Origin of the sequence: Streptomyces rapamycinicus NRRL 5491, from assembly GCF_024298965.1 — a bacterium.
Taxonomy (GTDB): Bacteria; Actinomycetota; Actinomycetes; order Streptomycetales; family Streptomycetaceae; genus Streptomyces; species Streptomyces rapamycinicus.
The window spans coordinates 4,934,077-4,957,573 of record NZ_CP085193.1; the positions used below are offsets into that span (position 1 = coordinate 4,934,077).

Sequence of the window (23,497 nt, forward strand, 5' to 3'; positions counted from 1 at the left end):
TCGGAGCACCCCGTGTCCACCCCGCACATATACGACTTCATCGCGGTCGGCCTCGGCCCCTACAACCTGGGCCTCGCCTGCCTCACCGAGCCGATCGGCGAACTCGACGGACTGTTCCTGGAGAGCAAGCCCGACTTCGACTGGCATCCGGGCATGCTGCTGGACGGCGTCACCCTCCAGACCCCGTTCATGGCCGACCTGGTGACCCTGGCCGACCCCACCTCCCCGTACTCCTTCCTCAGCTACCTCAAGGAATCGGGACGGCTGTACTCCTTCTACATCCGCGAGATCTTCTATCCGCTGCGCGCCGAGTACAACGACTACTGCCGCTGGGCCGCCGCGAAGCTCCCGTCCGTCCGCTTCGGCCACCAGGTGACGAGCGTCGAGTACGACGAGGCCGACGGCCTCTACACGGTGCGCGCCCTGCGTCCCGCGAGCGGCGAGACCACCACCCACCGCACCCGCCACCTGGTACTGGGCACCGGCACCCCGCCGTATCTGCCCGAGGTGTGCCGGGACCTGGGCGGCGATCTGCTGCACAACACGGACTACCTGGAGAACAAGCGGGCGCTGCAGTCCAAGAAGTCCATCACCGTCGTCGGCAGCGGCCAGAGCGCCGCCGAGATCTACCAGGACCTGCTCGCCGACATCGACACTCACGGCTACCGGCTGAACTGGGTGACCCGCTCCCCGCGCTTCTTCCCGCTGGAGTACACCAAACTCACCCTGGAGATGACCTCGCCCGAGTACGTGGACTACTTCCACGCGCTCCCCGAGGACACCCGCTACCGGCTGGAGGGCGAGCAGAAGGGCCTGTTCAAGGGGATCGACGCCGACCTCATCAACGGCATCTTCGACCTCCTGTACCAGAAGAGCGTCAGCGGCCCGGTGCCCACCCGGCTGCTGACCAACACCGCGCTCACCGACGCGGCGTACGACGAGCAGTCCGCCACGTACACCCTCGGGCTGCGCCATACGGAGCAGGAGCGGGACTTCTCGCTCACCACCCAGGGGCTCGTCCTGGCCACCGGCTACCGCTACCAGGTGCCCGCCTTCCTCGACCCGGTGCGCGACCGCATCCGCTGGGACCGCCACGGCCGCTTCGACGTCGCCCGCAACTACAGCATCGACACCACCGGGCGCGGCATCTTCCTCCAGAACGGCGCCACCCACGCCCACAGCCTGACCTCCCCGGACCTGGGCATGGGCCCGTACCGCAACGCGTGGATCATCCGTGAGCTGCTGGGCCGGGAGCACTATCCGGTGGAGAAGTCCATCGCCTTCCAGGAGTTCGGCGCACCGGAAGGAGCCGTGTCATGACAACCCCGCCACTTTTCCAGCACACCGACGCACGTCTGGGCACCTTCGCCCTGCGTGCCCTGGACCCGGCGGCCGACACCGCGCTGCTGCACGGCTGGGTGACCCACCCCAAGGCGTCGTTCTGGATGATGCAGGAGGCGGACGAGGCCGAGGTCGCCGACGAGTACCGCAGGATCCACGAGCATCCGCACCACGAGGCGTTCATCGGCCTGCACGAGGGACGCCCGGCGTTCCTGGCCGAACGCTACGACCCGTCGCGGGTGGAACTCGCCGGTCTCTACCCCGCCCGGCCCGGCGACGTCGGCATGCACTTCCTGTGCGCGCCGACCGGCACCCCGGTGCACGGCTTCACCCTCGCCGTGATCACCGCCGTCATGGAGTTCTGCTTCTCCGATCCGCACGTCCGGCGCGTCGTCGTCGAGCCCGATGTGGGCAACGACGCGGTGCACGCGCTCAACGCGGCCGTCGGCTTCGAGATCGTCGAGCAGATCGCCAAACCCGAGAAGGACGCCTACCTCAGCATCTGCACCCGCGAGCGGTTCGAGGCCGCACGCACGGCGCTGGCCGCCGACGCGGCCCGGACCGACAGGACCGACAGGACCGACAGGACCGACAGGACCGACAGGACCGACCGCGCCGATGGGACCGACGGGACCGAGATGACCGGCCGGACCGACGGGACCGACAGGACCGCCCGGAGCGACCGAACCGCCCGCACCGCCCAAGGAGTGACCCGATGAGCCCCCGCGACGCCGTCGCCCACCTCACCCCCGACCTGTGGGACCGGGCAGGCCGCCTCCTCATCCGCAAGGCCCTCGCCGAGTTCACCCACGAGCGCCTGCTCTCCCCCGAGCTCGGCCCCGCCGGCCGCTACGCCGTGACCAGCGACGACGGGGCGGTGACCTACCGCTTCGCCGCCCAGGTCCTCTCCCTGGACCACTGGCTGGTCGAGGCGGACAGCATCACCCGCCACGACCGGACCGGCGCCGAACTCCCCCTGGACGCACTGGACTTCTTCATCGAGCTGTGCGGGCGGCTCGGCCTGAGCGAGGACGTCCTCCCCGTCTACCTCGAGGAGATCAGCTCCACCCTCTCCGGGACGGCGTTCAAACTGGCCGGTGAGCCGGAGGCCGCCGCCCAACTGGCCAAATCCGGCTTCCAGGAGATCGAGACGGGGATGACCGAGGGCCACCCCTGCTTCGTCGCCAACAACGGCCGCCTGGGCTTCGGCATCCACGAATACCTCTCGTACGCCCCCGAGACCGCGAGCCCCGTCCACCTGATCTGGCTCGCCGCCCGCCGCGACCGCTCCACCTTCACCTCCTCCACGGACCTGGACTACGACGCCCTGGTCCGCTCCGAACTGAGCGAGGAGACCCGGACCCGCTTCGCGCGGACCCTCACCGACCTCGGCCTGGACCCGGCCGACTACCACCTGCTACCGGTGCACCCCTGGCAGTGGTGGAACAAGCTGTCGGTCAGCTTCGCCGCCGAGGTCGCCCGGCAGTACCTGGTGTGCCTGGGCCCCGGCGACGACGAGTACCTGGCCCAGCAGTCGATCCGGACGTTCTTCAACACCAGCGACCCGTCCAAGCACTATGTGAAGACCGCGCTGTCGGTGCTGAACATGGGCTTCATGCGGGGCCTGTCGGCGGCGTACATGGAGGCGACACCGGCCATCAACGACTGGCTGGCATCTCTGATCGCCTCGGACGAGACCTTCCGCGCCGCGCGTTTCTCCATCATCCGGGAACGAGCCGCCATCGGCTACCACCACCGCCAGTACGAGACGGCCACGGCGAAGGGCTCGCCGTACCGCAAGATGCTGGCGGCCCTGTGGCGCGAGAGCCCCGTCCCGTCCCTGGAACCCGGCCAGCGCCTGGCCACCATGGCCTCGCTCCTCCACACCGACCCCGACGGCGTCTCCTTCGTCAGCGCCCTCATCGAGGAATCCGGCCTCACCCCCGCCACATGGCTACGCCGCTACCTGGACGCCTACCTCACCCCGGTCCTGCACAGCTTCTACGCCTACGACCTGGTCTTCATGCCGCACGGCGAGAACGTCATCCTGGTGATCGAGGACGGCGCCGTCCAGCGCGTGATCTTCAAGGACATCGCCGAGGAGATCGCCGTCATGGACCCCACAGCGGTCCTCCCCCCGACCGTGGAACGCATCCGCGTAGACGTCCCCGAGGACAAGAAACTCCTCTCGATCTTCACGGACGTCTTCGACTGCTTCCTCCGCTTCCTCAACGGCATCCTGGTCATCGAGGGCCTCCTGGAGGAAGACACCTTCTGGCAGACGGTCGCCGACTGCGTCCTCTCCTACCAGCGCTCGGCCCCCCACCTCGCGGACAAATTCGCCCGGTACGACATGTTCGCCGAGGACTTCGCCCTCTCCTGCCTCAACCGCCTCCAGCTCCGCAACAACCGCGAAATGGTGGACCTCCAGGACCCGGCGGGCGCCCTCCAGCTGATCGGCACACTGAAGAACCCACTCGCAGGGCTGAGGGCAGGGGCCTGACCCACCCGACGCCCCCGACAGCCCCGAGGGCTCGGGCCGGGACATCCCGGCCCGAGACGAAACCCGGGCCCCACCACCCCGGAGCCCCCGAACGCCCCCGTACCCGACCCGCTACACTGTGACGGCGCGCCGCGGCGGCACCACCATGCCGCCCTGACGCCGGGCCTCCGTGGGGCTTGTAGAAAACTCCGTCGCTGCAGGTCAACGCGCGGCAAGCAGAATGCTTCGGAACGCTTGACCCCAGATCCTGAAACGCAGTGCGAATTGCTGCAGGTCAGACCCGGAGCTCGCGAGGCATGGCGACGGCCAGCTCCTGGCCGAGGTTTCAGCCAGCCGGGCCGACGAGCAGGCTTGCAGATGCCTTCACTTGAGTGGCAATCAGCCAGCTCAGCGCTTCGCTCATGCGGCGGCCGTTGGCTCGCCATGACTGGGGCCCAGGCCCACCGTGAAGCATGGGCATTTCCTGTCTGAGTACACGGCACACCGTACTGATCGTTCTGCTGTCCCATGACAGCAGAACGATCCTGCTACATCAGCCGACAAGCACGGCAACGTGGTGGCCGCTGCGGCTTGATGTGCCGCGGGGTAGCTCAAGCGCCAGGGTGGTACGCCGATGGCAGCGGCAGGGCACGGCGCTGCGCAACCTTCGCAGAGGCGGAGTAACCGGATATCTGACGACGACCGTCTCAAGCCCAGCCGGCCCGACCACCCAGAAATATCGGGTAATGATTTTCAAGCTTTCAGAGCCGACGGCACCCGGCTCAGTGACCCCTTCTGCTCAATGGTGGCCCATTACGCAGCTCAAGCAGGCCACGGTTTTCCCCCGAGAGTTGGGCCTCTTCATGGAAGGGTACGTCGAAGGCTGGATTCCGGACGGTAGAATCACTCTGGACAACTGATGCACGAGGTCCGGCTTGGTTTACGCGGCGGCCGAGTCGTAGAGGCCAGTGCGCACATCCGCTCCTCACGGTGTGTTCAGCCGGCTGGACACTCGTCACGGAAGTTCGTCGAAATTCATCTGTCCCGATGTGATCTGCTGTCGATCCGCTTCACGGGCACTGAGCAGCGCCTCCACGTGCCCCACCGTGCGTACCAGGTGTGCGTCGTAGAGCCAGTGGAGATTTCCTTCGCGCTCCAGCCGGCCGCTGACATGCACGGCGAGGTTCTCCTCGTAGGCGTGGATCGCCTCGTGGTACTCGTCCTCGTCGGCCAACCGGACACGTACCTTTCGCGGCTGGCCGCTTGTCAGATTCTCGACGCCGAACACACCGGGGCTGTCGGCCTCTTTACGGGCCAGCAGATGCACTCTGCCGGTGACTGAAACGAACTCGGAGTCCTCTGCGGCCGCTAGCCGGTGTGCGGCCTTCCCCAGAACCGGGGCATCGCCGCCCGAGAACTCATAGCGCGATACGGGTTCGTCAAATCCGCCCGGCACCGAGGTGTCCCACTCGATGGTGATCTCGGAACCGTCCGCGTCCTCCGCGATGCCGAGAACGGCTGTCGTCATCTCGTACGAGATGCCTTCCGGCACCCCTGCGTCGAAGCCAGACAGCGATCCACTGGACCGGAAGTGGCTGATCGCCTCGACGGTCGCCGCGAGGGCCTTCATCACGCTCTCGCTGACGTCACGACTGAGGGCCCCAGCTGCCGTTCCTATGTCGAGGACCGGAGCGCTGGTCTTGCGGAGCGGCACGGTCGATGCAGAGGGGGCCAGGGCCTTGACGATGTAGCTGCCCGGTTCGGTCTGTCCCATCAGGACCGAGTCGAGGTAGCGATTCGCGAACTGCCCGTGCCTGTTGCCGAAGTGCCGTACGGGGTCCACGTAGGACTTGGCACCAGCGATCAGTGTGCGGCGTGCCGAGGAGATGAGCCGCTCGCACCGCGCCTGGCCGTAGCCGCCACGGCCACGTCAGCAACTCGGCCGCAGCCACCATGCGCCTCCGCCGCTCCGTCGTCCGCGCCGCGTATCGGACCCTGCGGGAGCTGAAACTGAGCGACACCGACCCGACCCGGGACATTCGCCTGCCCAGACGGGCTGTCGGGGATGTACGGCCGCTGACCGAGGACGAGACCATCGACCTGCGTCACCACGCCTCATTCGTCACCCGCCCCAGCCGCCACGGTGCCGCTGCCGCTCTCGCCCTGGCCGGCGGCCACAGCGGCGAGATCGGGCACGTTCGTGTGCGGGACCTCGATGTCGAGAACCGCCGCGTGTGGATGCACGGTTCCACCAAGACCGATCCACGCTGGTGCCCGCTGGACAACTGGGGTTTCGATATTCTGGTCAATCGAGCGAGGTTTGTGTCGGCCCGGCAGCTCAGGCCGGAGTCCGGCCCTCGGGCCCGCTTGGCTGTCTCCGATCGTCACGCCTCCGACGCCGCTCTTCAGGCACGCGTCTGTGTCGCCCTCCGTGATCTGCTCACACGCATTGGTCTCGCCGACGAGGCCGACGTCAAACCCTCTTCTGTCACCGCATGGGCGGGCGTCGAGACCTTCGAGCGAACCGGGCATATCGAGGAGGCGGCGCGACGCTTGGGCCTGCGCTCCCTTGACCGAGCCGCAGCCGTCATCGGGCATGCATGGCGTGAGCAGACACCGCCGGAGTGCTCGCCGGAGGTACGGAGTGCCTGACGACATCTTCGGCGACCCCAAGCCCACGGCTGACCGGCCCAGGAGGAAACGTCAGCTGGCCGACCAGGACCAACGGAGCCAGGAACAGCGGATCGAGGACTGCCTTGAGTACCCCCTCATCTACGAAATGGCGGAACACCTGGTAACGCCTCAGACGGTCGGCTGTCCCCGCCGCTACCCGCCCGTCGTGTACCTACTGCTCGCTTCACTCATGCCCGTCACCGGATCCAAACGCTCTGCTGTCGGTGCGCTCACCGACAAGCAGTGGAGCAGATTGCGCGCATCAGTACGTCGCAACGCAGGGCGCAGAACCGCAGCCCTGCTGCCCACCACACCTCCGAGCCGCGGCCAGTACCTGTACGCCGAGGAGCAACTTCTGGCCCCAAACGTTGATGTGCTGCAAGACCTCTTCGAGCGTCGTGCCATCCAGCAGGCGCTGGAGCAAGGTCTGTTCCCCATCGACGCCGCCCGCAACTGGTCCCGGCCCGAACGACGCCCGCTTCTCGTGGGTGATGCGACCGTCCCCAAGGCTCCTTCCAAAGCCGAGCACTCCCAAACCGTCGACACCACAACCGGCGAGTTCCGCGCCCACCGGGTCGACCCTGCCGCCCGCCTCTATTACGAGAACGGCGAGAAGGAGAAAACGGTGGCCCGCGGCACCAAATGGTTCTTCGCCTCGGGACGCGACACCGGCTACTGGCGGCGCGTCATCCTCTGCTTCCGTCATGTCTCTGGAGCCGAGTACGAAGACGAAGCAGCAGTCGCGGTACGTGCCTTCACCGCACTCCGACCACAGTTGCTCGGCTGCATGGGTACCGTCTACGACGGCGCCTTTCGGGGAGTCCACCGCGACAGCCTCGCCCGCCTCGGCCTTCTCGTGATCAACAAGCAGCACGGGGCGGTCAGGCCTCGCGCCTACGAACTCCTACGCTACGGACGCTGCCGCCACGATCTGTGGTGTGACCAAGGCCGCATCGCTGAGCGCATCCTGCTGGACGATGGAACGAGTGCCCTTGTCCCGGTTCCCGTCTCGCGTATCGAACACCGCCAAGGCCAGGCCAAGAGCCGCTGGTATCACCTGCTACGTATCCCTTGCCGCCACGGTGGGCACGCTCACCGAGTCCAAGTCGGCATCACCACCACACCCGACGACCGATCAGCCCGGGATCGCTCGACCGGCAAACGGCGGCTCAGCGATGTCGAGCGTGACTTCCATCGTGCCGAATACCTCCAGCAGATCCCCGAACAGACCCTCGCCCACCAACGGGTCTACCCCTACCGAAGCGACTCCGAGTCCGTCCACAGCCAGTTCGACCGAAGCCTGTGGAATCAGCGCATGATCTCCTACGGCCTCGAACGCCAAAAAGTCTTTGTCCTGGGCTTCGCTCTCGCACAGAACGCCACAAGCCGTCGCGTCCACAGCGAACGGCACATCACCGCAGAGGAAGCTCGATCCGGGATTGCCGTGGCCGAAAAGGCGAAATGATGAGCGGCACAGCAGAAGCCCGGTCGTCCTATGGGACGGACAAAGCCCCTCGCCCAGCTCGGCAATCCCTCCTCCGCCGAGCACTACCGTTGCTCCGCTCAGTACTGGGACCCGCTGCCACCCTCGCGTCTGGCCACAAGCCCTGGACGGCATGACCGGAGTCACCGGCTCCACCCGCGTGCAGAAGGCCGTGGCCAGCGCCCGAGGTCACCTGGCGGTCTTCCGCCGCAAGGGCGTCACAGGCGAAGTGGCGTGGTCAGCTCGCCAAGCGATGGGGCTCAACCTCGACGACCCGTTTGCATAGTGCAATAATTAGAAGGGAAGGGCAGTCTTCTGGCCCCTTCGGGCCGGTAGGGACGGTGATCATGAACGGGAGAGAAGCAGGCGACTCGACTCTCGAAGCCTATGCGTTCGTCTGTCTCACGTGCGGGCATGGCTGGGAGGAGGAGTACGAGATCCGGCACCCGGCTGATGTCCACGGTCTGCGGCATACCGTCTACTTCGTCCATGGGCACCGAGTCGAATCCCCACTGGCGCACGCACGCTGCCCGTCGTGCGAAGGGCGCAAAATCAGGATTTTGCGGCCCGGCCGGGTGATGTCGGTGTGGAGTGCCCTCCCAGGGCATTGACCCTCGTCTGCGGCGCATGAGGTAGGGCCGCGTCGTGCGAGCGGTGCCGTTCACCGACGGCATGCATGCCTCGTTCCTCGCCCTGCGCGGCGCCTGGCATAACCCCGCGCGTGCTTGGCTTGTGCATCCCCTGGTTCGTGGGGATGGCGCTCATCACCCACTTCCTGGCGGGGCTGGACTGGACGACGTCCTTCCAGGTTGGTGCGGTCTGCGGCTTGGCGCTGGGCGTCGCGTTGTGTTGCATTGCTAGTGAACGGACTGATGGGGCTCCCGGCGCTCGGTGCGAGCCACGAGGCGGTCGGCGGAGCTGAGCAAGTTCGCGGCGCTGCCGGTGTTGGGCGCGCTGCTGATCTCGCTGGTCGGCGCGCGCTTCGCGCGGCGGGAGAAGCTGGCGGCGGTCTGGTTCGTGGCGAAGGGCTTCGCGTGCGTCGTCTACGGCCTGCTCGTGTTCCGAGTCCGGCATCCCGCAGGTATGGGCGGAGGCTCACCGCAAGCGCCGACGGTCGTCGCCTTCGCGCCGCCTCCCCGGATGCGGGGCTCCCACCGCTGGAGCGCTCACGGGGTAGGCGTTGATGACGTCGTGTCCGGGATGTGACCCGTGTTTCCGCCCCCATTGCTTAGGCTCAAGAGATCCGTCCCGCCTGTGGCGGCTCTGGCGGCGGCAGCGGCACACGTTCCACGCGACACCCTCGGGAGTGTTCATTGGCTGAGGAGAACGATCCGAAGGACTCCCTGCTCCTGGCCGTGCTGCCCTTTGGCGTGATGGCGGTCGTGACGGCGCTGGACCTCACCTCGGGACCCGGGGTGGGCCTGCTGCCCCTGGTGTCGCTGGGTCCGGCCTTCGCGGGACTCACCGGAGGGTGGCGGCGCACGGCTGTCATCGGTGTGGTTGCTGTCGTCCTGTGCCTGGGGCTCAGCGCTTTCGACGGCCTGTTCGGCACCCGCCGCGGTTTCACCGCGGTGCTCTCGGTGGTGGGCGTCACGGCCGCTGGTCTCGTGGCGGCGGTGTTGCGGCAGCGGCGGGAGGCGGAGCTGGCCAGCGTCCGGTCGATCGCGGAGGTGGCGCAGCGGGTGCTGCTGCGGCCGGTGCCGCGGAATGCGGGGCGGTTGCGGGTGGCGGTCTCGTACACCTCGGCGGTGGCCGAGGCGCGCATCGGTGGGGATCTGTACGAGGTGGTGACCTCGCCGCAGGGGGTGCGGCTGATCGTGGGGGATGTGCAGGGCAAGGGGCTGGAGGCGGTGGAGACCGCGGCCGTGGTCGTGGGCGCCTTCCGGGAGGCGGCGTACGACGAGCCGGACCTGAAGGCCGTCGGTGAACGGCTGGAGCGGGCCTTGGAACGGCATCTGACCCGGGAGAAGTTCGTCACGGCCGTGTTGGCCGAGGTGAGGGACGGCACCGATTGCACTCTGCTCAACTTCGGTCACCCGGCGCCGCTGATGGTGCGAGCGGAGGGGGAGGTCCGGTATCTGGCGCCGCCGGAGCGGGCGCTGCCGCTGGGACTGGGCGCGCACGGGGCACCGGGGCCGAAGCCGTACCAGGTGTCTTTCGCATCGGGTGACCAGGTGCTCTTCTACACCGACGGGGTGACCGAAGCCCGCGATCCCTCGGGGGTCTTCTATCCGCTGGAGCAGCGGGTGGGCGGGCTCACGGACCCTGACCCGGAGGCGGCGCTGGCCGCCGTGCGGCAGGACCTGATGGAGCACGTGGGGGGACCGTTGCAGGACGACGCCGCGATGCTGTTGCTCCGCCACCGCGACGGCTGACATGGATCGGGGCGGGGCGGGCGGATGAGCCCTCTCCGCCCGCCCGGTGCGCACCGTCGTCCGCCCTGCGATGGGTGCGGAGGTCAGAAGGAGGAGGCGATGTCGTCGTAGGTGGCGGCGTCGACCAGTCCGGAGTCGTCCAGGACGTTCTGGTGGTCCAGGACGGTGAGGTTGACCTCGGAGGCGAAGCGGCGCATCAGGGAGTTCTTGGTGCTGGCGCGGACCTGGGCGATGGTGACGAAGATCTTCCCGTGGGTGCCGCGGAGGATGTTGGCGAACTTCTTGTCGAAGTCGGCCCCTTGGGCGTTCTCCAGGGTACGGACGAAGCCCTGCTGCTCGGGGCTGGCCTCGTCCGGCAGGGAGACGTTCAGTGCCTCGGCGGTGTTGCGGACGAACTCATCCAGCTTGGAGTGTCCGTCCATCACGTGCATCCCGGCCCGTTTGACGGCCTCGCTGGTGGCGTGGGTCTGCGCGAGCCGTCCGGCCGGCGCCTCCCACAGGTTGGCCTGCCGCACTTTCGCGAGGAACTCCATGTCCAGCTTGCTCACCGGCCCGGCCGTGGTGACCACATCACCGGGCGCGGCCGGTTTCGCGCTGGGGAAGCTCGCCGAGGAGTTCTCCGTGGCGCTCGCGTCGCCCCGGGTGGCCCAGACGATGGCTCCGGCGATGACGGCCAGGGCGAGGAGCAAGACGCCCGCGATGGTGAGGTTGCGTGAGCGGCCGGGTACTGACCGGGCGTGAGCGGTCATGGTGCCTCCTGGATCGGATGTGCGTCCGCCCGCTAGGAGACGGACGCGTGCGTCGTGGGCACGCAGAACGCTAGGCTTTTAGACACTGCAAAATTTGCACTTTGATTAAGAGTGCGGAACCGATGGCAGAGCCCCCTCCGATTCGCTACAGTCCCGCTCCCCGGCGCCGTCGTGGCGTCACCGTACGTGGATCCAGGCGGCCTTGGACGGTGTGCCGTGCCGGTTGGTGACGAAGAGCATGTACCAGCCGGAGGGAACCAGGGCGGGGTCCTTGGGGACGGTGACGGTCACCGATTTTCGCCCGCGGCGGATGTCCAGTGCGACGGAGCGCTGGTCGACGTCGGTGACATGGGTGGCGGATCCGGGGTGGATCAGCCGGGCGGTCCTGATCTGGGCGGCCTGAGAGGTGGTGTAAGTGACGGTGTGGCCGCGGTGAACCTGACGGGCGCCGCGATGGAGGCGTGGCCGCGATGTCCCGTACAGCGAGGGCGGGGTGTAGACCTCGACGCGCTGCTCGAAGGTCCCCGGACGGGTGTTGTCCTTGTCGCCGAATAGAGGGTCGGAGCCGAAGACGGCGACCCGTCCGTCGGGCAGGAGCAGCGCTTCGGTGTGGTAGTCGCGGCCCACGGTGGGGGCGGCGGCGGGGGTGAAGGAGCGCGAGCGCGGGTGATAGATCTGGGCCCGGAGGATGTCGCTGGCGCCGCGGCCCCGGTAATCCCGGGAGCCGCCGGTGGTGAAGACGGTGTCGTCCGGCATGATGACGCTGTTGAGGTAGCGGGTCTTCTCCGGCAGATCGGGCCCACGCCGGAAGACCGGATGACGAGAGGTCAGGTTGACGATGGCGGTGCGGGCGGTGGACCGCCGCGATTCGCCGACCCCGCCTCCGCCGAGGACCATCACCGTCTGGTCCTGCGCGGGCGGAAGCAGCACCGAGGACGACGTCTCCAGCGCCTCGGGGTCGGACAGGCCCCGGACCGGGCGGAAGGTGTTGTGCTTCAGGTCCCAGACACCGGGAACGCGCCCCTGGCCGGCGGGACCGTACCCGGCGTTGGAACCGGAGTAGAACAGCTTGCCGCCCTTGAGCAGGAACAGCGTCGGGTAGGTCGGGAAGTAGCGGTGCGGCCCTGCGGTCCAGGTCCGCCTCACCGGGTCGTAGATCTCGTTCTTCCCCGGCACGACCTGCCCGATGTCGTCCAGCCCGGAGACGGCGAGGATGCGCCCGTCGGCCAGGCTGACCAGAGTGGGGTACCAGCGGGCCTGCCGCATCGAGTCGGTGCGGACGTACTTCTCGGTGAACGGGTCGAATACATAGGCGTCCCTGATGCCCTGGAAACCCTTCTTGTCCATGCCGAGTTTGTTGGCCATGCCGTAGAAGTTGTGTCTGTCATCCCCGGTCAGGCCCTTGATTTCATACTGCTCGGAGGTGTTGGTGATGCCTTGCCGGCCTGGTGCGGTCGCTTCGACGTAGACGCGTGCCTCGCTCGCCGTGATGGTCACCTTCGCCTTCTTGTGGCTCTTTCCCTTCTTCCCTTGCCGCGTCGAGGTCGTCTTCTTGGCCCTGGGGACGCGGACGGCCAGTTGCGAGGCGTACTCCTTCCCGTGGGGGGAACGGAAGAGGGTTCCCTTGGGGAACACGTGCGCCTTGTCCGGGTCCTCGTTCTTGATGAGCATGGCGCCCCCGGCCCGCTTCACATCCCCTCGCAGGACCTCATAGCGCGCCGTGCCACCGGCGATCAGGAGCCGTCCGTCGGGCAGCTGAGTGTGTCCGGAGCAGAACAGGTCCTTCGGAGTGGCAATCTTCTGGAACGTGTTCCCGGCGGGGTCCCAGAGGGTGCTTTTGAAGGCACCGCCTTCGAACAGCCTGATGTCGTTGCCGGATCCCGCGATCAGCAGGACCTTGCCGGTGGGCAGGAGCGTGGCGTGGATGGAGTTGAGCTGGGATCTTTCCGGCATGTCGGCCACATCCCAGTGGCCGTAGCGAGCCAGGTACTTCGGCTGGTTGATCTTGAATTCATGGTATCTGGACCGTGAGATGTCCATCAGAGCAGGTGCGTTGAGTCCGGCGGCCATCGCGACAAGCGTGGCGCCGAGCAGGGTCCTGCGCTGTGCGGGGTTCGGCTTGAGCACCCTCATGTATGTCCTTCCCCGAGATGACGCCCGATGAGTATCTTGAGTCCATGCAACGTTTGCATGATCGAAGTAGTTGTTGGTCGCGAACCGCCGACCGTGCCTCTCATCGGGGGATGCGCGGAGAGGTGAGGTGGGGCCAAGGTGGCCCGCTCCGGAGCGGGGAGGAGATCGACCGATGAGGGCCCGACGCATGCGGGTGCGCTCGGCCTCCGGGCTGCGGAGGGTGGCGTTTCGGGCGCCGATTCTGCTCTATCGGTGGCATCTGGGGTGGTTGCTGGGCGGTCGGATGCTGCTGCTCACCCATACCGGCCGCATGAGTGGCTTGCCGCGACAGGTCGTCTTGGAGGTGACGGGCCGGGATCCGCGGACCGGCGCGTATCACCTCGCCTCCGGTTTCGGTACGGGCGCGCAGTGGTATCGCAACATCCAGCACACTCCGCGGGTCACCATCCAGGTCGGGCGGCACAGGATGGCTGCGGTGGCGCGGCCGCTGAGCCCGGAGGAGTCCGGGCGGCTGATGGCCGCCTACGCCCTGCGGCATCCGCGTCTGGCCCGTGGACTGATGCGGATGTGCGGTCTGAAGACCGACGGCAGTGCGGAGGACTACCACCGCATCGGCCAGGACTGCATCCCCTTCGTCCGAGTCCTCCCCGATGAGCAGGGCGCGCGTCGGTGAATTGCGGCGCGGGACTCGGCACGCGGTCAGCGGTTCCCGGGCGGACCCGCGTGGAGGACGCTCAGCACGGTCTGGTGGGTGAGCCAGCCGACCGGTTCGCCGGTCGCCGCGTCCAGGACGGGCAGCCCGGTGCCGTCCGTGGTGACCAGGCTGTGCAGCGCCCCGCTCAGCGGGGCACCGGCCTTCACCGCCGGGGGGCGTTCGGCGAGGTCGGCGACGACGCGCGGGGTGGCTTGGGCGTCGAGGGCGGGGTCGGGTTCGGTAAGTGCCTCGGCTACGGCGCGGGCGGTGACCACGCCCAGGTACGCGCCGTCCCGGCCCGTGACGGGGAGGACCCCGTGGCCGGAGCGGGCGATCACGTCGGCGGCGTCCTCCAGCGGCAAGGCCCCCGGTAGCGGGGCGGGCGGTTCCTCCATCACGTCGCACACGCTCGCACCGGCCAGCGGGGATCCCAGCCGCGCGCCGTCCAGGTCGATGCCGCGGCGGCGCAGCTTGAGGGTGTAGATGGTGTCGCGTGACAGCAGGCGGCTGGTGAGCGTGGCCAGGACGATGGCGAGCATCATGGGCAGGATGATGGAGTACTCGCCGGTCAGCTCGAACAGCACGATCACCGCCGTGATCGGGGCGCGGGCCGAGCCCGCGAAGGCCGCGCCCATGCCGACCAGCCCGTAGGCGCCCACCGCGCCCGCGGTGCCGGGCAGCAGCTGGTGGGCCGTGGCGCCGAACGCGGTCCCGGCCATCGCGCCGAGGAACAGGCTGGGGGCGAAGACACCGCCCGAGCCGCCGATGCCGATCGTCAGACTGGTCGCGACGACCTTGCCGACCAGCAGGACCAGCAGCAGACCGACGGCATACCGACCCTCGATGGCGTTCTCCAGAACCGGATAGCCCACCCCGTACATCTGGGGCAGCGCCATCAGCAGCCCTCCCAGCAGCAGCCCGCCGACCGCCGGGCGCAGCCACTCCGGCCCCCGCCAGGCCCAGTCGCAAGCGTCCTCGATCAGGTACAGCACCCACGTGAACGCCACACCGACCGCGCCCGCGACCACCCCGAGCAGTGCGAACAGCAGGTACTGCGCGGGATGGGCCACATGGAAGGCGGGCAGGGTCAAAAACGCCTCGTCCCCCAGCACCGCCCGGCCGATGACACTCGCGGTGACACTGGAGAGGACCACGGCGCCGAAGGACTCCACGGCGAAGTCCCGCAGGATCAGCTCCATGGCGAAGAACACCCCGGCCAGCGGGGCGTTGAACGTGGCCGCGATCCCACCCGCCGCGCCACAGGCGACCAGCAGCCGCCTGCGGTCCTCCGGCATCCGCAGCACCCCACCGACGGTCGAGCCCAGCGCCGAGCCGATCTGCACGATCGGGCCCTCCCGGCCCACCGAGCCGCCCGACCCCATGCACAGCGCCGAGGCCAGCGCCTTGACCACCGCGACCTGCGGGGCGATCCGGCCCCCGCGATGGGCGACCGCGTACATCACCTCCGGTACGCCGTGCCCGCGCGCCTCCCTGGCGAAGCGCTGCACCAGCGGCCCGTACAGCAGCCCGCCAACCACCGGCGCCAGCACCACGAACCACGGGCCGAGCCACGGCAGACCCGGATGAGCGGCGTGACCGACGGCGGAGTAGTCGGCGTGGCCCGACAGCAGACGGGTGAAGGTCTGGATCAGCCACCGGAAGGCGATCGCCCCGAGCCCGGCACCGCACCCCACGAGCAGCGCGAGCGCGATCACCCTTCCGTACGTCTCCTGCGCGCCGCCCAACGGCCGAGTACCCGCTCTGACGCGGAGCGAAGACGTACTCCGGAGATCCATCGCTTCACCGCTCATCTTTGCATTATGCAAAATGATAAGTGGAAGGTACAGCCGGTATGGGCCGGGTCCGACTTCGGGAGAGCCGATCAGCGGCGGCTGTCTGCCGGCCGAGGGTGGCGTCGATGGCTACAGCGGCGCGCTGGTCGTGGTGACGGGCTTGGCGGAAGACGACGAGATTGGGGACGCCGATCGCGTGTCCCACGACCCAGTAGGCTCCGCCTCCGGTCTGTGTCGGCGTAGGCGCCGATGAAGGACATGGTGACCAGCGCCGTGCTCGCCGGCGTGGCCGCGAACGCGGCGCTGCGACGCAGCGGCAGGGGTGGCCGCCGCAGCGGCGTGCGGTGACCACGGCCGTGAGGTAGGCGGCGGTGACCACAACGAAGCCCAGCAGCAGGGCCGGCCGGTGGCTACCGTCGCCAGCCGCGCCCCGGCGTCCGCCTCGGTACCGCCGGAATCGCCGCTGGACGTCACCAGGTCGCGTGCACCTGTGGACCGTCTCCCACCGCGGGCTCGCCGCCGGCTTCCGTGAACGCCTGTAGCGCCTCGATGAGATAGCGTCGCTGGCCCGGCGGCATGGCGTCGACGATGCGCGCGATCTCCTGGCGCCGCCGCCCCGTGGCCTCACTGACGATCCGCCGACCGAGCTTGGTGAGAGAAATCACGCTGGTGCGCCGGTCCCCCGCGGAGACGCCGCGCGCGACCATGCCAGCCGCGACCAGCCGGTCGATCATGCGCATGGCCGTCGAGGGCTGCACCCCCATCTCCCCCGCCAGCCCGGACAGGCTCAGCGGCCCCCGGCCGTCGAGGACGACCAGCATGCGGAACTGCGGCAGCGTCAGGGAATCCTCCACCGCGGCCAGCGACCGGGCGGAGACGGCGACCAGCAGCCGGGACGCGGTCAACAGGGCGGTGACCATCGCCTCGGCGTCGGACTCGGAATCTGGGGAGCGGCGCGGCATACGTCCTTTCTACCGTCCCGGCCCGCTGCACGGGGCACCGGCCGGTTCCCAGGACAGCGGCCATGGCGATGTGACGGCCTTTCGTGGCGCTGTGGGCTTGGCTCGGCGAGCGCGACGATCCAGCGCTACCGGGCGAGCGGCCCGTCGAGGACCGCCAGCAGAGGACCGCCCACCACACCGAGGACGACGGAAGCAGTTGCCGCCGCGTAGGCCACCGTGCTCGGCCGGTTGGAAACCCGGGAGAGCGGTTCCTGTGGCCGACCGGAGACCGCCGGGGCGATCCAGCGCAGATAGTAGAAGCGTGAGGCGACGGTGTTGACCGCCGCTACCACTGCGAGCCAGGCGTAGCCGCCGTCGACCGCGGCGCTGAAGGCTTCGAGTTTGCCGAGGAAGACGGCCGTGGGCGGAGTTCCTACCAGCCCCAGCAGACACACGGCCAAGGAGACCGCGAGGGCGGGACGGCGGCGTACCAGACCTCGGTAGTCCTCAATGTCGGTTGCCCTGGGCAGGGCGCAGACGACGGCGAACGCACCGAGGTTGGTCAGGGCGTAACCCGCCAGGTAGAACAGCAGCGCCTGCTGGGCGATGCTGGAGCGCCCGGCCATGGCGATGGGCATCAGGAGGTAGCCCACCTGGCTGATGGCGGAGTAGGCGAGCAGCCGCTTGACGTCGCGCTGGAAGAAGGCGGCCAGGTTGCCGAGCGTCATGATGCGGCGGCGAGGACGGCGATCAGGGGAGCCCACGGCGCGTCGGTACGGGAGAAGAGCAGCTCCCCGAGGCGGTACGCGGCCGCCAGGGCGCCGATCTTCGGGACGGTGGTGAGGAGCTCCCCTGGACGGCGTCGGGCACCCAGAAGTGGCCCGGCACCGCACCGGCCTTGAACAGGACACCGCCCGCCTCGTCGGCGTCCGTCTCTTGGGGATCGAGCATGAGCAGGACTTCGTCACCGGACCGCAGTCGCGCGGAGGCGCGACCGGGCACAAGGGAAACCTCTCGGATGACCATGCTGATCCACACGTGCTCACCCAAATCCAGGTCGCCGATGGCCGCTCCATCGGCCGGTGCCCCGGCGCGCGCGGTCGTGCGGCACACGCCTTCGGGTCGGTCTCGCAGACGCACGCCCAGTGCCCAAGGTTCCAGCGCGCCCGTCCGCATCGGGACGCGACACCACCGTGCGACCGTGGGCAGCAGAGCGCCCTGGACCACTACTGAAAAGGCGACGACCACGAACATCACGTCATAGACGCGGCTGCCGTGCGGCCGGTGCTCACTGACCGCGAAGCTGCCCAGCAGGATGGGCACCGCGCCCTTCAGGCCCGTGAAGGCTACAAAGGCCCACTCTCCCGCCCGTAGCCGCAGCGGCCACAGCAGCACGGCCATCACCAGAGGTCGGACCAGCAGCACCAGTACCACAGCCAGCACGAGACCGGCTCCCCAGGCGCCCTGGGAGGCGAACATCCGAAGCGGCACGGTGAGGCTCAGAAGCGCGAAGGCCACGATCTCGGCCAGGCTCGCCAACGCGGCGTGGAACCGCTCGATCTCCGTTTTGCAGGGAGCACGGACATCACCCAGCAGCACCCCGGCCAGGAACACCGCGAGAAATCCCGATCCGTGCGCGACCGTGGCCAGGCCGTACAGAGCGAACGCCCCCGCCAGGGCCCGCAGCGGGTACAGACCCTCATGGGGCAGTGACACCCGCTGCATGAACACTTTCAGGGCCAGACCGCCGACCGCCCCGACTGCGGCGCCGATCATCATCTGTACGGCGAAGGCCCCCGCGACATGCCCGGCCGTCACGGCAGCCGAACCGCCGGCCGCGCCGAGCAGACTCCCCATGAGGGCGATGCCCACCGGGTCGTTGAACCCGGATTCGCCCTGCAGAAGCGGCCCGGTACGACCGGAGATCTGCTTGCGGCCGAGGACGGAGAAGACCACGGCGGGGTCGGTCGGCGCGAGTGCCGTGCCCACCAGGAGTGCGGAAGTCCAGTCGAAGCCGATCAACCGGGCGGACAGGGCCATCACCGCTGCGGTAGCGAAAGTGCCGACGGACCCGATCCACACCACAGCCCCGGCGTTCGGCCGGAAGCGGCGCCATCCGAGGTCCATTCCGCCGTGGAACAGCAGGACCACCAGCGCCAGCGCCACCACGACCTGCACGGAGCGGATCGGCGCGTTCCGCAGCACCGGCACCAGATCGGAGGCGACGGCGGCAGCCAACAGGAAGAACGCCGGAGCGGGCGGCGAACCCGCCACTGGACGCGGCCCGCCTGGACATCGTGCCGCCAGGGTTGTGGGGGCGTTCGGAGGCCATTCGTACGTGCGTGCGCACGGCGGGGGAGTTCGCTGCCCCGCTTCTGTTCGGAGTCGTGGCTGCCGAGACGTTCGGAGGGGAGGGGCGGACGGCTGGGCTCCAGCAAGCGTTCCTCCTCGCACTCGTTCCCCTGTTCGCCGCCGGCGTCATCGGCCTTCTCGCCCTGCGAACCTACCCACGTGATGTCGCTACGGCCCTCGCGTCCGTCCGAGCCGGACGACAGGATCCCCGCGAGCGGTAACCCATAGTCACACCGCTGGATCTCGATGACCGAGCGAGGTTGAGACGCATACGGCCACCCGGCTTGCCAGGCCCGACAGCCCGCCGGTCACAGCACGACTCGCAGTGGTCAGCCAAAGGGTGGACGCGCGGCAAATACGTGGGGAATCCCGCAGACCGGATACGTCACATAAGTCCCCTCACCGGCAGAGGTCATGATGCGCCTGTTGCTCGTTCATCCCAGCGCCCTGATGTACTCGGAGATCTTTCTGCATCTGGAGCCGCTGGACCTGGAGCGGGTCGCGGGCGCCGCTCGTGACGCCGGACACCAGGTATGTCTGATCGATCTTCAGGCTCCGCCTGTCGCCGCCCGCCTGCCTTGATGCCATGGAAGGGCTCCGGGGCCTGCCCCCGGAGCCCGGCTGGAGCGCCCCGCTCGCGGAATGCGGACGAGGCAGCGGTGCACGCGATCTTGCGGCAGGGAGCGAGGCTTCCAATCTGGGCAGCCCAAGTCGAATAAACGGCCTCCAAGGAGGGACTCGCAGCGAAAGCCCCAAACCTCCCGAAGAGGAGATAGTAGTCATGTCGCATCCGCGGGAATCCAGCGAGATACGTACGCATCCTGACCTCGCAGAGATACGGGAGCGACTGGAACGCACCGCCTCCAGCGGGCAGGCCATCCTCTCGAAGGGCTCATTCTGCTGGCGGGCCTCTACGCCGCCATCTCACCCTGGGTGGTCCACTTCACGAACGAACCCAATATCACCATCAACAACCTGATCGTCGGCCTCACCGTCGGCCTGATCGCCCTTGGCATGACCACGGCCCCCGGCCGCATGCTCAACCTGACCTGGGTGGTTGCGCCGCTCGGTGTCTGGCTGGTGATCTCCCCCTGGGTCGTCACCGCCGCCCACGGCGCCCGGGCCGGCATCATCTGGAACAACTGCTGGGTGGGCGGAGTGACAACCGTTCTGGGCCTGGCCGCCATGGGCCTGACCGTCGGAATAGCCCGCCGCGGGGAGCATGTCTGAGAAATTTCGAAGCCCGTGATGCGGCAGGGTGGCCGATGCCCAGCGGCAAGCTCCCCTCTCCCACCCACCTTCACCTGGACGGGTGAAAACGGGTGAAATCAGCGGCCGGGGTGTGCAGCAGTCCTGAGCGTCCAGCCGCTACCGGTGCAGTCCTCCGGAAGGGGAGGGAACCGGTGGCCCTTGACGTCCGTGCTGTACCGATGCGGTCGGCCGCAGTCGCACTGGTAGATGCCCGATTCCTGCACGACCTCCCCCGGACGATGGACCGTTCCGCTTTCATCGCTCATGCGTCCTGTGTACGGCACGTGCGCGTGACTCGCGACTCGGACGTAGGGCGTCCCGTAGGGGAGCTCGTCAGACGGACTCCGTGGGGAGGTGCCGGATCAGGGATGGAAGTCAGACACTCGGCGCCCCATACACGCCCACCGTCATGTGTACGCTGGCGGGCCGCAGGTCCCCGGTCAGCGTCAAGCCCGAACAAGTAAAACAACTCCTTCGAGGAGATGACCCGGATGCTCTTCCTCGGACTGCTCCTCCTCGCCGCTGCGGGCGCCTTCACCGGTCTGTTGATCGCCGACAACCTCGGCGGCCCCGAGTACACCGTGTCCGTGCTCGGTCAGGACATCGCGACCATGAACTCGCTCGCCATTTTCTGCTCCGGTCTGGCCTTGGCGCTCCTCTTCTGCGTGGGCCTGAGCGCGGCGGCAAGCGCAGCCACCCATCGCCGCCGCCACCGCCGTGGTCCGTATGCGACTCACCGTGGCAGTGCCAACCAGGCAGAGGGGCCGGACGCCCGGCCCTGAAACACGCTGCACGCCGAGCAGTAGTCGGTGACCAGGAGCGACCGAAGGGTGCGGGGTGGACCCGGATGTCGCCGCCGCGTCACACGCCGCAAGCAAGCATCTCTGGCATGCTGAAGCATGTCCTCCACAGGCAAGGAAGACTTGCGGGTGCTCTGTACTCCGTGCCAAACGCAACCACACAGGTGCGCCCCGAGCGCCGGCTCGCCGACCATACCTACCGTCCGCTGACAGTCGGCCTGCTCCCTTACAGTCCGCCGCCATCGGAGCTGGTCCCACGCCAGGCCTGATCCTGACTCATCGCTTCCTGTCGAGGAACGACCGACCGAGTGACGGCTGGCGGGGGAGGTGGCCGGTCCGTGTCCTCACCTGACCGGGAAAGACAGCAGGCGGTCACAGGGAAGGCGAGGTGGGTTCAGGACCGGACGGCAGGTGTTGCCGCGCTCACCCCGCTGCGGAGGTGGCTTCGATTGGTTCAGCGCGCGGAGGGCGCCCATGTCGCAGACACGTCCGGGGCCGGGCAAGTCACAGGTCACCACCCGTGAGCCTCGCATTCTCACCGGGCAGCTCATCAGGGACTACCTGACCACCACCGATCACAAGAAAATCGCCCACCTGTATTTGATCACTTCGTTCGGGTTCTTCTTGTTCGCCGGCATGCTGGCTATGGTCATGCGTGCCGAGTTGGCGCGTCCGGGACTGCAGATCGTCACCAACGAGCTGTTCACGATCCATGGGACGATCATGATGCTGCTGTTCGCGACCCCCACGTTCGCTGGTTTCGCCAACGCCATCATGCCGCTACAGATCGGTGCCCCCGATGTCGCCTTCCCGCGCCTGAACGCACTGTCGTACTGGCTCTTCCTTTTCGGTGGATTGATTGTTCTCTCCGGCTTCCTCGTCGATCAGGGACCGGCCCCGTTTGGCTGGTTCGCCTACTCGCCCTTGAACAACGGGGTTCGCTCCCCCGGGCACGGACGAGACTTGTGGGCCATCGGGCTGGCGGTCGCGGGAGTGAGTACCACGCTCGGCGCCGTCAATTTCATCGCCACGATCCTGTGCCTGCGCGTCCCGGGGATGACCATGTTCCGGATGCCGATCTTCACCTGGAACATCCTGTTCACTTCGATTCTCGTGCTGCTGGCCTTCCCGGTGTTCACCGCGATCCTGCTGGCCCTGGTGGCCGATCGTGTCTATGGTGCCCACATTTTCGACTCCGCCACCGGCGGGGCGCTGCTGTGGCAGCACCTGTTCTGGTTTTTTGGCCATCCGGAGGTCTACATCGTGGCACTGCCGTTCTTCGGCGTCGTCACGGAAATCTTCCCGGTGTTCAGCCGCAAACCAGTCTTCGGATATGTCGGGATGGGTGGGTGCGACCATCGCGATCACGATGCTGTCGGCCACCGTATGGGCTCACCACATGTTCGCCACGGGCGCCGTGCTGCTGCCGTTCTTCTCCCTGATGTCGTTCCTGATCGCCGTCCCGACGGGAGTGAAGTTCTTCAACTGGATCGGCACCATGTGGCAGGGCAGCATCTCCTTCGAGACACCGATGCTGTGGTCGGCCGGGTTCCTGGTGACCTTCCTGCTCGGCGGGCTCAGCGGTGTCCTCATCGCCTCACCTCCGCTGGACTTCCACCTGACTGACAGCTACTTCATCGTCGCCCACCTGCACTATGTGCTCTTCGGGACGATCGTCTTCGCCATGTTCGGCGGATTCTACTTCTGGTGGCCCAAGCTGACGGGCAAACTGCTCGACGAACGCCTGGGGAAACTCCAGTTCTGGACATTGTTCGTCGGATTTCAGACCACCTTCCTCGTCCAGCACTGGCTCGGCGAGATCGGGATGCCCCGCCGTTACGCGGACTATCTGCCTGCCGACGGATTCACCGTCCTGAACACCATCGCTACGGTCGGCGCCTTCCTGATCGGACCTGCTCACCACCCTCCCGGACCTGAGCCCTTCCCTGTGCCCGCATCACCTGTTGAACCGACCCGCGAAGGATGAACCGATGTCCTCCTCCCCTGCCGCGTCCGTGCTGTTCGTCTGCGTCCACAACGCCGGACGCTCGCAGATGGCCGCCGGATTCCTCTCCCACCTCGCGGGCGCCCGCGTCGAGGTCCGCTCCGCTGGCTCGATCCCGGCCGACCAGGTCAACCCGGCCGCGGTCGAGGCGATGAAGGAAGTCGGCATCGATATCTCCGACCAGAAGCCGAAGGTGCTGACCACCGAGGCCGTCCAGGCGTCCGACTACGTCGTCACCATGGGCTGCGGCGACGCCTGCCCGATTTTCCCCGGCAAGAAGTACCTCGACTGGGCCCTGGAAGACCCGGCAGGCAAGGGCGTGGAGTCCGTTCGCCCCATCCGCGACGAGATAAAGACCCGCATCCAGGCACTGGTTGCCGAGATCGACGCTCAGCAGGAGAAGTAACCGTCGTGACCGACACCCC

15 protein-coding genes and 5 pseudogenes are annotated in these 23,497 nt (G+C 67.9%); 13 read left to right on the plus strand and 7 right to left on the minus strand.

Annotated features, from left to right (window positions below; all coding sequences use genetic code 11):
• The first annotated feature begins 12 nt into the window (after positions 1–12).
• The 3 genes and pseudogenes from LIV37_RS20360 (at position 13) to LIV37_RS20370 (ending at position 3,844) form a co-directional block, all read left to right on the plus strand.
• Positions 13–1,320 carry a lysine N(6)-hydroxylase/L-ornithine N(5)-oxygenase family protein gene (locus LIV37_RS20360; protein ID WP_020869000.1) on the plus strand — a complete coding sequence of 436 codons (1,308 nt, stop codon included), beginning with the start codon at positions 13–15 and terminating at the stop codon, positions 1,318–1,320.
• A pseudogene (locus tag LIV37_RS20365) lies at positions 1,317–1,871 on the plus strand (GNAT family N-acetyltransferase); the annotation flags it as partial. The gene LIV37_RS20360 and the pseudogene LIV37_RS20365, both read left to right, overlap by 4 nt.
• 185 nt (positions 1,872–2,056) lie before the next feature.
• Complete coding sequence (locus LIV37_RS20370; RefSeq protein ID WP_020869002.1) at positions 2,057–3,844, plus strand: IucA/IucC family protein; 1,788 nt, start codon at positions 2,057–2,059, stop codon at positions 3,842–3,844.
• Positions 3,845–4,838: 994 nt separating this feature from the next.
• Here the strand turns inward: LIV37_RS20370 and LIV37_RS20375 are convergent.
• Positions 4,839–5,597: a hypothetical protein gene (locus LIV37_RS20375; RefSeq protein WP_148717818.1), complete on the minus strand. Its 759-nt coding sequence runs from the start codon at positions 5,595–5,597 to the stop codon at positions 4,839–4,841.
• Positions 5,598–5,776: 179 nt separating this feature from the next.
• Between LIV37_RS20375 and LIV37_RS20380 the strand changes: the two genes are divergently transcribed.
• The 4 genes from LIV37_RS20380 (at position 5,777) to LIV37_RS20395 (ending at position 10,354) form a co-directional block, all read left to right on the plus strand.
• Entirely contained in the window at positions 5,777–6,475 is a 699-nt protein-coding gene (locus LIV37_RS20380) for a hypothetical protein (protein ID WP_020869004.1), read from the plus strand.
• Positions 6,468–7,961 (plus strand): hypothetical protein, encoded by a 1,494-nt coding sequence (locus LIV37_RS20385; protein WP_020869005.1) that lies wholly within the window; start codon positions 6,468–6,470, stop codon positions 7,959–7,961. Before LIV37_RS20380 ends, LIV37_RS20385 begins: the two co-directional genes overlap by 8 nt.
• A 909-nt stretch (positions 7,962–8,870) precedes the next feature.
• Positions 8,871–9,185, plus strand: a complete 315-nt coding sequence (locus tag LIV37_RS52100) for a hypothetical protein (RefSeq protein ID WP_020869006.1) — start codon at positions 8,871–8,873, stop codon at positions 9,183–9,185.
• A gap of 167 nt (positions 9,186–9,352) precedes the next feature.
• Positions 9,353–10,354 (plus strand): PP2C family protein-serine/threonine phosphatase, encoded by a 1,002-nt coding sequence (locus LIV37_RS20395; RefSeq protein ID WP_121825359.1) that lies wholly within the window; start codon positions 9,353–9,355, stop codon positions 10,352–10,354.
• Positions 10,355–10,437: 83 nt separating this feature from the next.
• Here the strand turns inward: LIV37_RS20395 and LIV37_RS20400 are convergent, their stop codons facing one another.
• Positions 10,438–11,103, minus strand: coding sequence for a DUF4142 domain-containing protein (locus tag LIV37_RS20400; RefSeq protein ID WP_121824708.1), 666 nt, complete (start codon positions 11,101–11,103; stop codon positions 10,438–10,440).
• A gap of 177 nt (positions 11,104–11,280) precedes the next feature.
• A complete protein-coding gene (gene glxA, locus LIV37_RS20405; RefSeq protein ID WP_020869008.1) occupies positions 11,281–13,236 on the minus strand; it encodes a radical copper oxidase GlxA in 1,956 nt (651 codons plus the stop codon).
• A 172-nt stretch (positions 13,237–13,408) separates the two neighbouring features.
• On the opposite strand from glxA, the gene LIV37_RS20410 reads away from it, so the two are divergent.
• Complete coding sequence (locus LIV37_RS20410) at positions 13,409–13,909, plus strand: nitroreductase family deazaflavin-dependent oxidoreductase (RefSeq protein ID WP_020869009.1); 501 nt, start codon at positions 13,409–13,411, stop codon at positions 13,907–13,909.
• Between the two features lie 26 nt (positions 13,910–13,935).
• Here LIV37_RS20410 and LIV37_RS20415 read toward each other — a convergent pair whose 3' ends face one another.
• The 4 genes and pseudogenes from LIV37_RS20415 to LIV37_RS20430 all read right to left on the minus strand — a co-directional run.
• Positions 13,936–15,642 carry a chloride channel protein gene (locus LIV37_RS20415; protein ID WP_185058069.1) on the minus strand — a complete coding sequence of 569 codons (1,707 nt, stop codon included), beginning with the start codon at positions 15,640–15,642 and terminating at the stop codon, positions 13,936–13,938.
• Between the two features lie 551 nt (positions 15,643–16,193).
• Positions 16,194–16,685, minus strand: coding sequence for a MarR family winged helix-turn-helix transcriptional regulator (locus LIV37_RS20420; RefSeq protein WP_020869012.1), 492 nt, complete (start codon positions 16,683–16,685; stop codon positions 16,194–16,196).
• A 125-nt stretch (positions 16,686–16,810) separates the two neighbouring features.
• Positions 16,811–17,579: pseudogene (locus LIV37_RS20425) on the minus strand (NADH-quinone oxidoreductase subunit N); the annotation flags it as partial.
• A gap of 285 nt (positions 17,580–17,864) precedes the next feature.
• Positions 17,865–19,118 (minus strand): annotated as a pseudogene (locus LIV37_RS20430) (cation:proton antiporter domain-containing protein); the annotation flags it as partial.
• Positions 19,119–19,442: 324 nt separating this feature from the next.
• Here LIV37_RS20430 and LIV37_RS20435 point away from each other — a divergent pair.
• The 5 genes and pseudogenes from LIV37_RS20435 to LIV37_RS20455 all read left to right on the plus strand — a co-directional run bounded on the left by LIV37_RS20435 (position 19,443) and on the right by LIV37_RS20455 (position 23,478).
• On the plus strand, positions 19,443–19,598 hold the full coding sequence (locus LIV37_RS20435) for a hypothetical protein (protein WP_167525769.1): 156 nt from the start codon (positions 19,443–19,445) through the stop codon (positions 19,596–19,598).
• 199 nt (positions 19,599–19,797) lie between these two features.
• Positions 19,798–20,246 (plus strand): annotated as a pseudogene (locus tag LIV37_RS20440) (SPW repeat protein).
• 503 nt (positions 20,247–20,749) lie between these two features.
• Positions 20,750–21,049 (plus strand): hypothetical protein, encoded by a 300-nt coding sequence (locus LIV37_RS20445; RefSeq protein ID WP_309471154.1) that lies wholly within the window; start codon positions 20,750–20,752, stop codon positions 21,047–21,049.
• Between the two features lie 492 nt (positions 21,050–21,541).
• Positions 21,542–22,979, plus strand: a pseudogene (locus tag LIV37_RS20450) (cbb3-type cytochrome c oxidase subunit I); the annotation flags it as partial.
• A 79-nt stretch (positions 22,980–23,058) separates the two neighbouring features.
• The gene (locus LIV37_RS20455; RefSeq protein WP_020869021.1) at positions 23,059–23,478 is read left to right on the plus strand and encodes an arsenate reductase ArsC; all 420 of its coding nucleotides are present in this window, start codon (positions 23,059–23,061) and stop codon (positions 23,476–23,478) included.
• Positions 23,479–23,497: the final 19 nt, after the last annotated feature.

Excerpts from the sequence above, each read along its gene's own strand:
- LIV37_RS20380 (WP_020869004.1), top strand. The coding sequence starts at position 5,777 with ATGCGCCTCCGCCGCTCCGTCGTCCGCGCCGCGTATCGGACCCTGCGG.
- LIV37_RS20410 (WP_020869009.1), top strand. The coding sequence starts at position 13,409 with ATGAGGGCCCGACGCATGCGGGTGCGCTCGGCCTCCGGGCTGCGGAGG.
- glxA (WP_020869008.1), bottom strand. The coding sequence starts at position 13,236 with ATGAGGGTGCTCAAGCCGAACCCCGCACAGCGCAGGACCCTGCTCGGC.
- LIV37_RS20370 (WP_020869002.1), top strand. The coding sequence starts at position 2,057 with ATGAGCCCCCGCGACGCCGTCGCCCACCTCACCCCCGACCTGTGGGAC.
- LIV37_RS20395 (WP_121825359.1), top strand. The coding sequence starts at position 9,353 with ATGGCGGTCGTGACGGCGCTGGACCTCACCTCGGGACCCGGGGTGGGC.
- LIV37_RS20375 (WP_148717818.1), bottom strand. The coding sequence starts at position 5,597 with ATGGGACAGACCGAACCGGGCAGCTACATCGTCAAGGCCCTGGCCCCC.
- LIV37_RS20455 (WP_020869021.1), top strand. The coding sequence starts at position 23,059 with ATGTCCTCCTCCCCTGCCGCGTCCGTGCTGTTCGTCTGCGTCCACAAC.
- LIV37_RS20420 (WP_020869012.1), bottom strand. The coding sequence starts at position 16,685 with ATGCCGCGCCGCTCCCCAGATTCCGAGTCCGACGCCGAGGCGATGGTC.
- LIV37_RS20445 (WP_309471154.1), top strand. The coding sequence starts at position 20,750 with ATGACCCGGATGCTCTTCCTCGGACTGCTCCTCCTCGCCGCTGCGGGC.
- LIV37_RS20400 (WP_121824708.1), bottom strand. The coding sequence starts at position 11,103 with ATGACCGCTCACGCCCGGTCAGTACCCGGCCGCTCACGCAACCTCACC.